Annotated in this window: 7 protein-coding genes; all 7 read right to left on the reverse strand. The window is 60.1% G+C overall.

Annotated elements, in window-relative coordinates; genetic code table 11:
* The 7 genes from P4826_RS02415 to P4826_RS02445 all read right to left on the reverse strand — a co-directional run bounded on the left by P4826_RS02415 (position 1) and on the right by P4826_RS02445 (position 11,905).
* On the reverse strand, positions 1-2,523 hold the full coding sequence (locus tag P4826_RS02415; protein WP_317702404.1) for a PglZ domain-containing protein: 2,523 nt from the start codon (positions 2,521-2,523) through the stop codon (positions 1-3).
* 11 nt (positions 2,524-2,534) lie between these two features.
* Positions 2,535-4,142 (reverse strand): hypothetical protein, encoded by a 1,608-nt coding sequence (locus P4826_RS02420; RefSeq protein WP_317702405.1) that lies wholly within the window; start codon positions 4,140-4,142, stop codon positions 2,535-2,537.
* Positions 4,143-4,175: 33 nt separating this feature from the next.
* The gene (locus tag P4826_RS02425; RefSeq protein WP_317702406.1) at positions 4,176-6,020 is read right to left on the reverse strand and encodes a GmrSD restriction endonuclease domain-containing protein; all 1,845 of its coding nucleotides are present in this window, start codon (positions 6,018-6,020) and stop codon (positions 4,176-4,178) included.
* Positions 6,017-7,969 carry a BREX-1 system adenine-specific DNA-methyltransferase PglX gene (locus P4826_RS02430; RefSeq protein ID WP_317702407.1) on the reverse strand — a complete coding sequence of 651 codons (1,953 nt, stop codon included), beginning with the start codon at positions 7,967-7,969 and terminating at the stop codon, positions 6,017-6,019. Before P4826_RS02430 ends, P4826_RS02425 begins: the two co-directional genes overlap by 4 nt.
* A complete protein-coding gene (locus P4826_RS02435) occupies positions 7,966-8,322 on the reverse strand; it encodes an Eco57I restriction-modification methylase domain-containing protein (protein WP_317702408.1) in 357 nt (118 codons plus the stop codon). The genes P4826_RS02430 and P4826_RS02435 overlap by 4 nt, the downstream gene beginning before the upstream one ends.
* 46 nt (positions 8,323-8,368) lie before the next feature.
* Positions 8,369-9,847, reverse strand: coding sequence for an IS5 family transposase (locus P4826_RS02440; protein ID WP_317702409.1), 1,479 nt, complete (start codon positions 9,845-9,847; stop codon positions 8,369-8,371).
* Positions 9,848-9,928: 81 nt separating this feature from the next.
* Positions 9,929-11,905 carry a BREX-1 system adenine-specific DNA-methyltransferase PglX gene (locus P4826_RS02445; protein WP_317702410.1) on the reverse strand — a complete coding sequence of 659 codons (1,977 nt, stop codon included), beginning with the start codon at positions 11,903-11,905 and terminating at the stop codon, positions 9,929-9,931.
* Between the last annotated feature and the right edge of the window lie 2 nt (positions 11,906-11,907).

The raw sequence follows: 11,907 nt of genomic DNA on the forward strand, positions 1-11,907 counted from the left end.
TCATACCGCGTAGTTGGTCGCCAAATCCAGTTGCGCGTAGATCTCAAAGGTGGATGGATTCAAGGCCTTGAGCTTGAACTTACCCTCAAAGTCCATGTGCATTTTCACGGTGACCTGGACCTTCTCCCCGGGCTTCAGCGTCAAGGTGCCTGTTGCCGGATTCACCGCACCACCCGCCTTGGCTTCACCGACCACGTCTCCCTGCGGGTCGTGCGCCTCCAGCAGGACTTCGAAGCCGCTGTCCACCGAGAACATGTCTGCGGTGTCCACGCTCAACTCGATTACCGGTACACGGGTCGTGATGGCCTTTGCACCGTTTCGGTAGGTCATGGAGATGGTCGCCTGGTGCACGCTGGGCTGCGTGCTGACCTTCAATTGCATGCTGATCACAGGCACCACGCATTCCTGCAGTGAAAGCCCGCCATGAAAATACAGTAGGCCAGCTCGGTAAGCAGCCAAGCTAGTCGGCATAGTGATCTTGGCGAAATCTCCGCGAATGCCCATCCGTTCCGCGGGCACCACCAGGTGGTTACCGTCGCCAGCACCATCTCCCAGCGCGCAGCGGTCGTGCACTGGCAGCCAGTTGCCCACTGGCTTTGGGCACACATCGCCCGCGCCAGCGTGCGTATTCATGAAAAAACCATGATCGGTGGCGATCACCACCTCGTTGAACCCGCGCTTTTTGAGCAGATTGATCGCCACCCGAATACGCTTGAGCGCATGGGTGATTTCACCGGGCGCCGTGTCGGGGTGATTCTCGAAATGGCTGTCGATTTCAACCGCACGCAATACCAACAGATCCGCATCGGCTGAGAAATTCGCCCGCCCACGCACAAAGTCTTCCAGGCGAACCTCTTCAAAGCGCTGCCCATAGCGTTGCTTGAGCACGTTCATCCGCTGCGTCACCGTCTCCACCACCTGATCACCCAGCATGGGCACCAGGCTTTGCGCGTTGTTGCTCAAGCGCAGTTGCGCCCCCGCACCGGGCAGCAGACTGGCCATGCCCACAGGCGTCACGCTGGGTAGTTGCGCCAGGGCAGCTTGTAGGTGGACCTGTCCGTCCTCCGCCAGTTGCCGCTCCAGCGCGACGCCCAGTTCATAGCGTAAAGCATCGATCATCAAGAACGCCACCTTATGGCCGTTCTTTTGCAGCTTGGGGGCCACCACCCGGTCAAACACATCGGAGTTGGCCAAGTAGCCAGCCAATGGCCAGCCGCTTTTTTCTACGTGGCGAACGAAGATTTGCTGCACTTTCTCAACCAGCTTGCCGTACTGCTTGCGCACCTGGTGCTTTACTGGCGCCATCAGGCCGTTCGCGTCCTGCCAGTCGTAGTCGCTCACAGCCTGCTCAAACTCCCGGTGCAGGCGATCAACCTCGCGCAGACTGCTGGTGTAGAACACAAGCAGCGCTTCGGCGTTGCGTGCGTTATCGGCCAGTTGCCGGTCCATGTCTTCGCAGGTTTGGATGAGCTCGACCGCCGCGCGGATTAAATCCCACTGTGCGCGGCTTTCACCCTTGCCCGTCCACACTGACCTTTGGTGCTGCTCGAGAATGCTGCGGCTGCGATCCATGTTATCGCGCAAGACACCGTCGATGGCCGTTGCCAGGAACGTTCTCTCTTCAAACGGAAAGGTATCGCGCGTTCCCAAGTCGGCCCAGCCCTCGAAAAGCTTCTCCAACTTGAGGTCTGCTTCAATTCCCTCTGCATTCTCGATATAGATGCTTTGTGTGCGGCGATCATTGCGCAGCCGATCACACAAGTCGTCGATCAAGGGCTGGCTGTTGACTTCCGCCCTGGGAACATCGGCCAGCGCATCAGGCAGTGAACCAGGCAGATCAAACGTGAACTCGCTGAAAAGCACAAAGCGCCACAGTTCAGCCGAGACCGAGTCCCATTTTTTGCCGCGGGTTTTCAAGTTCAGGCCAATGCTGTTTTTAAGCAGGTCCTTCACTTCGGTCACCCAGGCTTCGCTACCGTTCAGCGCAGCCACCTGCGCAGCATTCGGGGCCAAAAGTGCAAACAAAATGTCGCGCGCAGAATCCACGTGCAGCAGCGCGCGCAGATTGGGCCACCCCAAACCACCACCCACCGCATCCACCACGGCAAAGGCAGGGTTCGCGTCTTGCGCGAACACCGCCCGAATAGCCGATACGTGGTCGGGCTTGGCTTTCAGACACAAGCTCTCATAGCTGTCACCGTCCCCCTCGGGGAACACCAGGCCCGCCGCTGCAACAGGCGAGAACGGGTTGGCCTGTTTCTCTTCCTCCGTTTCAGGTGCCTTGGTCGGTACGTAGACCAACAGACCCTGCAACTGCTGCGCCACCACATCGCGCAGGCCCTGCATGGCCCGCAAGCGGCTTTCGATGCTGTTGGCGGTGGCGTCTACCACCACCAGCTTGTCGCCAGCCATGTGGGCACACACCTCACGGTATCGCTGCTCGGGGTCGTACACCACCAAGGCGCCGGCCTTTTGCACCCGTGGGCGCAACACCTGGTTCTGGATGAAGTCTGCAATGCTCATTCGGGGGACTCTCAGAAATTCAAGTGCTTGCCGCAGTGACCGACCACCAGCTTCTTCTCGCTCGGCAGCCACTCGAAGTGGATGCGCAGCGTTTCGGCCTTGCTGTCTTTCACACCGTGCTTGAGGTGTTTCTCCATGACGAAGTCCCGGCCCCGGTAGTTGAAGGTGCGCAGCTTTTTGCCTTCGTTGCTCAACGAGTCCGATTCGTTGGCCGCGAAAGCGTTTTGCCCGAACACCCCCTTGGCATGTTGATCGCCTTTGCCATCCATCAAGGCGGCCCAGTATTCGGTGGCGAGGGTGTGCAGCAGTTCGCAGGCTTTGTCGGCCAGCTTGAATCCATTGCGGTCCGAATCTTTCGCCGATGCCAGGGCGCTCTCCAGAAACACCAACCGGTCTGGATACAGGGTGGCCATCAAATCCACCACCTTTTGCAGCGTTGGCTTGGCACTGACCAGGGCCACCATCTTTTCGCGCAGCGGCTCCAAGACCTCCATGGACCCATCCTGTCCGTCGTCTGCCTGCAGACCGCTCAGGGTTTGCTTCAGGTTGAAGATGTCTGCCCTGAGGTCTCGAGCCTCTTCTTCCTTGGCCTCAAAGTCCGCTCGCGCCTGTTTCAGGTCCGCGTCTTTGATCAACAGCTCTTGATCAGCAGCCCGCAACAGCTCAACGTATTCGGCCAGTTCGCCTGCGTGGGCGCTGCCCTTGGCTTTCTCCAACAAGGCCGTGACCCGACCGTGCAAGATCGCCTGGTCCACCTTGGCCGGCGAAATATGCCGCCACGACGCCGGCAAGTTGGTGCGGTGGGTGATGGCCGCTAACACCTCCGACTCCAGCGACTTGCCCCCCCCCAACAGCTCGGCAATGGCTTCTGGGCGCAGCAGCACGGTTTCACAGAAGCGATCCTTGCTGCCGCGGCGCACTGGGAACACGATGTTCACCGCGCCACCAAACGCCATGTGTCGCCGGCCCACTTCCTCCTCAAGGGCAAAGGTATCCACGCCGCTGGGAACGGTCACCACTTCTGCCAAGCCCGTCAACACCGAGCGAAGTCGTTCCGGCTCAACCGGGTACACGCCCTCCCGAGAGCAGCTGACCAACACCAGCGGGTAACTCCGAGCCTCTCGCTCCACCTCGTGCAGAAAAGCCTTCGCGCTGTGTTCGTCCAAGGTCTTGACCACCAAACCAGGCGTTTCCGCGGAGGGTCTGCAGGCCTTGATGAGCTGCTCCACCAGCTTGGGGCGCGTCACCTGAATGGGCGCCGTCACCCTGGCGCTGACTTCTTCTGTCTTCAGCAACAGCGAGCACTCCACGGGCTTACCCGCGGCCTCCTGGCGCAGCCCCACCTCGGTGATCCATTTGCGACCTGACACCGTGTCATCCCGGTGGCTCAGCTGCGCACTGAACAGGTACGGGTAGGTCAGCCCTTCCGCCAGATTGCCGGTGGTGTTGGAGGTCAGGGAGCTGCCATCGCGGAGCTTCAACTCGCGGATGCCATTGGCAAGGCGGTCACCATCCACAAAGCTCTTGGCACGCTGGCCCACCCACTTGGCAATGAACTGGATGATCTCAGCAGGCCCTCCCGCTGGTTCAAACCAAAAGCTGTTTGCGTAAATCAACATGTTGTGTTTTCCTCCCTCAAAGGCAAGCCGACTTCAAGACGCATCCGGAGTGGATTGGCTGCGCCAGACCTCGTCCAGCTGCGGTGTTTCACCCGCGACCAGCTTGTTCATCGCCGCCACCACACAGGCTGCTCTGCTTTGCAGGAACCGGTCGAAGTCCTGCTTCAACTTTGTTGCCAGTTCATTGCCCGACAGGCCGGCGTAGTGCGCCTTGGACAGATGGTCGAATGAAATCAAGTGCGAGCGCAGACGCTCTTTGACCGTCGCCGCATCGGCAGCGGCCACCCGCTCGTTCAAGTACTCCAGGGGATCCTTTCGGCCAATGATCCGGTTGGTCTTCCAGGTGATCAGAGCGCAGTTCAGGGCCAGGTAGCTCTCGATCCCAGCCTCAGACAACAAGGCATCTGGGAAGACGTGGTGGTACTCCCGCTTCTGGATGCTGTCGTAGGTGGCCGTGCGGTTGTCCGCAAAGTCGTTGGCACCCAGGTACAGCGAAACCGCCAAGATCGCTCGTGCTTCGATGCCCGCCGCCTTGGGCCAGCGAGCCGCCAGCAAAGAGTCCACATCGGCCAGCGGGCTCTCAGTGCGGTTCAGCACGGGCACCGTTGGCAGGTCGGAGTCGTCAAAGGTCCGCTTCACCAGCAAGGCCTTGAGGGCCTTGAAATCGGCGTAGGCCCGCGACGCAGCGGAGTTTTCGTACCGGTCGGAGAAGAAGGACGACCACAGGTAGCGCTTGAGCAGCTTTTCGGCTTTGGCCAAAAAGTCACCGTTTTCTGGGATCAGCTCATACGCCGCCGCGATCACCGCCAGCACGGCGTTGGTGGGCAGCCGAGCTTCGTCAAAAATGCGCTCTCCCTCCAAAAAGCTGGCCATCCGATCCAGACCGCGTTCCAGCTTGGGCCAGTTGTCCAACAGCGCACGCTTGTCCATTTCCACCATGCCGCGGGCATTGGGCAGCTTCTCCTGCAGCAACGCCGACGTGGCGAGGATCAGGTCAGACACATCGCCATACCGCGACGCCTTCGGGTGCTTGGTCACCAAGGCGGTTTCCAGGTCGTGCAGAGACCGCCCGGCCACACTTTCCACCTCGGCCACGATGATGTCGTAGAGCGACAGCGGCTTGCTGTTGGTGTTCATGTTGATGAACACCTGCAGCGCCACGTCCTTGCTGGTGTCCGACGGCAGTGACAGGTACGGCAAGTTGAAGTGAGTGACCCTCTCGCGGAGGGTGGTGATCTCCGCCTTGATCTTGTCGCGCATGGCCGTGTAGGCCTTGTACTTGGCGAGCGCATCCGGGTCCGTGTCCGACGGCTCCAGTGGCTTGGTCGCCTGCGTTAACCACGTATCGATCTCAGAAGACAGGTCGCCAGGCCGCAGCAGGTGCACCGGCAACAAGCCCCGCTCCAAGCACTTGGCAGGTTCATCGGCCCATCGCGGCATCCGCAACTGGTGTTTGTTGGTCCACCGGGGGACGCAACGCACCTCGGCGTCCGCGTCCTTGTTCTGCTGGGTGCGATCGAACTGCGGCAGGTAGACATAGAAGGTCTCCCACTCGTAGTTGTTGTGCATGGACCGCCAAAAAGCGGTCAGGCGCTGCTGGCCGTCTAGCAAGTGTTGGGTGACCGTGCCGGCCGAGGCGGGCTCTGCGCTGACGATGTAGCGCGATTCGAACTTTTCAACACCAGCCACTTCCAGGGCAAGCGTGACGCCCACCGGCAGGTTGCTGATGACCGTGTTCAAAAAGCTCGTGATGCGCCCGCGGTCCCAGGCCTCGAAGCGCTGAAACCGGGGCAGCTTGATCATGCCCTGCTGAATGTGCTGGAACCACACGCCCAATGTCCGGTCTTGCGCCCGGCTCGACTGTTGCATCACGCTCATTCAGCATCCTCCTTCTTCTTTCTGCCTCTGGCTTTTTGGGGTGCAGCCTCAGGCTCCACATACAAATCCTCCAGGCCATGCGCGATCGCCAGGGACTTGTCGGTCTTGCACTTCTCGCGCACACGCTCGGGCCAGTAGTTCATGGCCAGGTGCGCCCAGTCATAGTCGCCCTTCTGCAGCTTGGCCCAGGTGTCTTTCAGCAGCTTTTGCCAGGGCTTGTGACGGAACAGCGGCCACAGCGGGGCCGCGGTGATCTGGACGCCGTCGTCGTGGTTGGGGCGGTATTTGGGAGCGATGGCTTGGAGCTGGTCACGCAGGTCGATCAGTTCGGCTTCCAGGCTCGAGACGGTTTCCAGGCGTTTTTCTTCGTCGCGGCTACGAGCGCTGCCCTTGACCCTCAGCGCAGCGGCTTCTTTCACCACATCAGCGAGCTTGGGCTCGACGAAGTCGTTGATGGCGGTGTACAGCGTCTGGCTGGTGAGGCTGGGGTAGTACAGCCACAGGGTGTAGCTGCCAGAGGCGGCGGCCAGGGGCCAGTAGATGGGCGCCTTGCGGCGGCTCTTGGAATAGCGCTGCAGATGGAAGGAGAAGAAGTCCTTTTGCAGCCAGCGGCGCATATTAGCCGGCACCGGCATGTCCACCCGCTCCAGCACACGCTCGGCGATGCGTGCCAAGTCGTGCGCATGACCAGGGTCATCCACCAGGATGCCGGAATGTGCATGGAAGGGTGCGTCGCCGTCGGGCAACATGCCAGGGCTCTTAGCCGGTAGCGGGTCAAAGGGCTCGGGTTCGGGGGCGGACACCCTTTCACCAGTTGCCAATCGCCAGTCAAAGTGGCCAAAGGCCACTCCGACGGCCCAGCTCAATAATCCGGCCGTCTGGTCGATGAGTGCGGCGTTCTCTTCGTCCTCACCTTCATCGTCTGGGTCTGCGTCTGATTCTTCATCCTCCGTGCGGGCCGCAGCATGGCTTGCCTGCACCGGAGTGCGATCCTCGTCGCTAAACCCGTAGAGGTCAAAGGCGATGGCATCGATCTCGGCCTGGATGCGGCCCAAATCGGCTTCGATAGCGAGCGGATCGAAGCTACCCAGACGGTCGCGTAAGGCTGCTGGCAAGTGGAACGCGTGAGAGCTTTCCTGGATGCCATCGAGAGTTAACTTTTGCTTCCACGCGAGACAAGCTAATTCAGCTAGACGCTCAGCAACTTCAGCATCCATGTCAGGGGCTGGTGTGGACTTGATGATCCCAACTTCATATGAGTTAGCGACGCCACCAGCCTGCGACTTATCTGCGGCAGCCAGTTGAACTTCGATAAGCGAACGGCACGGCTTGGATGAAAGGATTGCCAATACAGCAGAGATGTCTTTTCTACTTCCGCCCTCAATAAAAGCACTCAAGCCTTTTTCAGAAAATACGCAGCCCGAAGGGAGGAATCGTGGTGAGAACTCACTTTTCGTTCGTCGAGTCCAAGTAATTCCAGGCTTCAGGTAATCACTCTCCCTGTGCAGAACCCAATTTGCAGAATCACCTAAGTAGGGATATTTTTTGAGAATTGCGGCCTCAAGTTCTGCTGCATTGTCTTTCCAATTAATCTGAAGATGAATATCTGAGTAGAAGGGTGAATAACGCCCCCCTTTTGCCAAGTTGATCCATTTGTCGCTCGGCTCCTGCAGTTCCCACCACAATCGTAGAAATCGGAAATCGTCTTTTGTCGAGCATCCCACTTGTGCTTTCAAGCTATGCTCAGCGAAACTTCTGAATCGAGAAAACGCATCGCCAACACTTGGGTTCATCCAATAGGCAAAGACAGAGCTTGGAAGTGATCTGAAGGTAGATGCATCAACTGAGAATGCTCCAAAATCAGGTTTGCCAGACCTGAAGGAACAACAGAAATTTTTCAGAGTGCTCTCTTTGTCTGAGAACTCAAGTACGCGAATGAAATGTGTCACCTTTGCTTCTCCAGAACGTATGCAGCCGCCTCGACGATGGCATCATCCATTACGTTGATCCCCAAATCGGCCATGACTTCTGGCTGTGCTACGCCTAAGACAATTTCCTCGCGCCACTTCAAAAAGCTAGGCAGGAAGAAGCAGGTTCGAGCGGTGATTGCACCTATACGACCACCTGCACGCAATAGCTCCAGCCCGCGCTCAACCATGATGGCCAAAAGGTCATTTTTACTGCGCGGATAGGCTTTGACCAGTTGATCCTTGGTGTTTGCAGCAAGCGCGCCAAACGGTGGGTTCATCACCACCACGTCGAACACCTCTCGGCACAGATCGATGAGCCGCAATCCCAGCAAGGCGTCCTGCGCAAACAGTCTCCCTTGATAGTCGGCCCTGCAAAATTCACCGCAACATCCAACCCAGCGATCCACAGCGGGTTCTGCGCGCCTGCGTGGCCATAGCCAGCGCCGCAGCCCAGATCCACAGTCGTGCGAGCAGGGGCGCAAAAAGCCCCTTGAGGCCCAAACGCACGATCGCCCGCAGCAGCCAGCGGATGTTGTAGCCGGCTGCGCACAGCACCGCGTGCAACGCATCGCCCATGGATCCCTTGAGCCAGCACCGATCCATGCCGTTGTCGTGTTTCAAGTGCCCTATCGCAGGCTCTACCGCTTGCCTTCTCTTGAGCCAGCGCCGATGCGCTGAGGTGAGGCTTTTGAACTTGCCCCGGTGGATGATTTCAACGCCCGGGTTGTGTGCATCCACCCCTCTGAAGCCCAGATCGACGACCACCTGCTTGGGGCTGCGGCCCGTGTCTTCGGTCAGGATCGTTACCTGCTCGAGTTGCTCAGCCAAGGTGTGGCCGTCATAGGGGTTGCCGGTAAAGCTGCGTGCGCCCACCATCAGCCCTTGCCTGTGCGTTACCGCCACGCTGACCTTCACGCCGAACTCGTAAGGTTTCCTGGCCTTGCCCTTGCCAATGCACTCGACCTCCGGTGCGTGCATGGCATACAGCTTGTTCTTGTCTTTGGGTTGCTGGGTGCGGATGCGCTCGGCGCGCTGCATCAGATCGTGCAGGGCGGTCAGCGCCTCGGCCGGCACTTGAGGCATCTGCTTGATCTTGCGCCCCACCTCGCGCAACACGATGCCGAGGATGGTGCGCTGGCGCTTGACGGTCTTCTTGAGTCGCTTGAACTGCTTGGCATGGGCGTAGCCGCCGGCCTTGCGCCGCAAGGCCTTGCCTTCGCGCACAAAGGTCTGCTTCAGGGCAATGCCCGCCCGCTTGGCGGCGATCACCACCTTGTGGCGGGCGATCTCCAGCAGGCGTGAGTCCACCGGGTGGGCAATGGCCTTCTCCTGCACCGTGGTGTCCACGATCAACCGCTCGAACTCGGCGGGCCCGATGGCCCTGGAGGTGACGGCCGTGTCGATGGTGGCCTTGAGCAGTTCTTCCACGCCGGCCTCGCCAATCGCTGTACGAAAGCGTCCGATCTGCGTGGCGTCACACGGCAGGCGTGGTTCGTAGAAGCGCATGCCGCTGAAGTGCTGCCAGACCACGTTCTCCGCCCAGCGCTGCACCAGCTCCTCGTCGCTGAGCTTGTTGGCGTGCTTGAGGTACAGCAGGCTGGCCATCAGGCGGATGGGCAGGCGCGGACGGCCTGCGGCGGCGACTGCGCCGCCAGCCACTTGCACAGAAGGGCCAAACAGGTCGTCTTGTGCCACTGCACGGCCCTCGCGTGCCTGGCGAGCAAAGTGCGGTGCCAGCGCTGCCTCGATCTGTGCCCAGGGCAGGCGGCTGGCGAGCACCGCCAGCGGGTGGTGCAGGTCGATCATCTCGGCCAGTGGTTGGCGGAAGAAGTCGGCGGTTTGACCGGGCTGGGGCATCACAAAACTCTCAGAAATCAATGGCTGGTGAATTGATTCTCGGGGGATGGAGCTGTCGGGGAAACAGCGCAAACCCAGTGTTTATGGGGGCTGGCTGAGTTTTGCAGGGCCGACTTGATAGGTCGACTTCGCTGCCTGCGCAAAGTCGGTCAGCGCCTTGCGCAAACGCGCCTCTGCGGCCAGCCAGTCCGCCCGCTCCTCTTGGGCAAAGAGACCTGTGCCTTTGCCCACATAGACTTGACGAATCAGGCTCGGTAGCTCACGTTCCACCTGAAGCAAGACCCCCAGCTCGGGCAGCCCCTTGAGCAACCGCAAAGTCTTGTCAAATAATTCGGCGTCGAGGGGATCCAGGCTGGACGCGAACTGCTGGCGCAACTCTCGCTCTGCCGGCGGGGCAATGGCAGCGACCACATGACCGTGTTCGATCAACGGGCGGTCTTTGGCCTTGACACCTGCTTCGTGCCAGGCGCGCTGGGCCCGCAACCACAGCGCCAAGGAGGCGATTTGGGCGGCACGCGGATCAATGTCCACACCGTAGATGTTGTGCTCGATGATCAGGCGAGGAACATCGCGCAGAAATGACTCTTCGTCCGCGAAGGTTTGGCACAGGGGTTTCAGCGAAAGCTGAGGCTGCGTCGACACATCCAGCGAGCCTGGCCCGTGCTGCTGCTCCCAGGCCCATGCCTCACGGTAGATCTCGGCGAACAGGTCAAAGGCGTAGAGGCCAAAGTGCATGGATCCACAAGCTGGGTCCAGCAGCTTCAAGGTGCGCGGGTCGCGAACCACATGGAAAGCGATGACGTTCGGCTTTTGCTGCACATCGTCCGCTTTGAGGCGGTCCACGATGGTTTGGCAAGCACCCACGAACCAGCGATCTTGGTAGACGCTGCCATCGCCACCATGGCGGTCGGCCCGGCAAATGAGAAACACACCGTCCCACAGCTCTTGCGTGGACAACGATTCATAGCGCTGAGCGCGCAAGGCTGCTTCAAGCCGCTGGAAATAGTCGCCCCAGGTGTCGTTGTGGTGGCGGTCGTAGGTGTTGACGCAGTGCGCAAACTCGATCATCGCCTGCACACCGGCTTCGCTGGTGTCGAAGGCGGGTAGTTCTGACCACTGGCCTGCTTGAACGAGCGCTGCAACCGAGCCTGGGCGCAAGTCGTCTGCGTCAAACCGACGGAGAAAAACATCCCGTGAGGTGCAGAGCAGGTACTGGCAGCGGTCCTTGAGCGCGGTGGTGCCTTGGGTGGCTTGGTACCAGACGCGGCCCAGGGTGTTGTCCACCAAAAACTCAACCACGTAACGCGGCGTGAAGAACTGGTTGCGAACAGCCAGCTCACGGCTGTTGCGCGGCGCCTGGCTGGCCTCGCGCATCGCCTTGCGCTCTTCTTTCGAGTTGAAGTACTGGTAGATCCACCCGATGGTTTCGTCTTCAGCCCACAAGGGGGTGATGTCGGGGTGGTTCAATTCGTCCAGCAAGGCGCGCAGCGCCGTCTCGCGCGGGAACAGCAGGCCGTTGGCCGCAAAACGATCGAACAGGCCTTGCAGCTCTTGAGCCAGTTCGTCGAACAGGCTGAACAGGTAGGCCTGATAGGCCTGCCCGGTTTCCCCCAGAGCGGTGCCGGCCAAGCGTGCGTAGCTTTGAAAGCCTCTGGACTGGTAGGCCTTGCTGACCGACTCGAACAGCTGGCCGCGAGCCTCCATCATCAACAGCGCGGCCATGCGGTTGAGCACGGTAAAGGCCTGCTCGCGCACCATGCGATCGATGACGGCGATGCGGTGTTCGGTATCGTCCGCGTCAGCGCCCAGGTAGTGGCCCAGCACCTGGCGCAGCACTTGGGCGGTGTGGCGTTGGCGATCGTCCAGGTGGGTCAGCCGCGCCATGGGCGTGACGTCACCGGTTCTGGGGTCCAGGCCATAGACCTGCTGCAGCTGGATGCTGAAGTCGTCACTGAGCAAGGCCCGGCAGGCGTTGACCAGTTTCTGCAGGCGCCCGCGGGTGTTTTGGAGCTTGTCAGAAATTTTGTGTGTGAGGCATAGCATGTCGACAAGGAGCATGA

The sequence above is a fragment of the Diaphorobacter limosus genome (assembly GCF_033100095.1).
Lineage (GTDB): Bacteria > Pseudomonadota > Gammaproteobacteria > Burkholderiales > Burkholderiaceae_C > Alicycliphilus > Alicycliphilus limosus.

Coding starts and splice junctions, on each gene's coding strand:
- P4826_RS02425 (WP_317702406.1), bottom strand. CDS start 6,020: ATGAGCGTGATGCAACAGTCGAGCCGGGCGCAAGACCGGACATTGGGC.
- P4826_RS02415 (WP_317702404.1), bottom strand. CDS start 2,523: ATGAGCATTGCAGACTTCATCCAGAACCAGGTGTTGCGCCCACGGGTG.
- P4826_RS02445 (WP_317702410.1), bottom strand. CDS start 11,905: ATGCTCCTTGTCGACATGCTATGCCTCACACACAAAATTTCTGACAAG.
- P4826_RS02420 (WP_317702405.1), bottom strand. CDS start 4,142: ATGTTGATTTACGCAAACAGCTTTTGGTTTGAACCAGCGGGAGGGCCT.
- P4826_RS02440 (WP_317702409.1), bottom strand. CDS start 9,847: ATGCCCCAGCCCGGTCAAACCGCCGACTTCTTCCGCCAACCACTGGCC.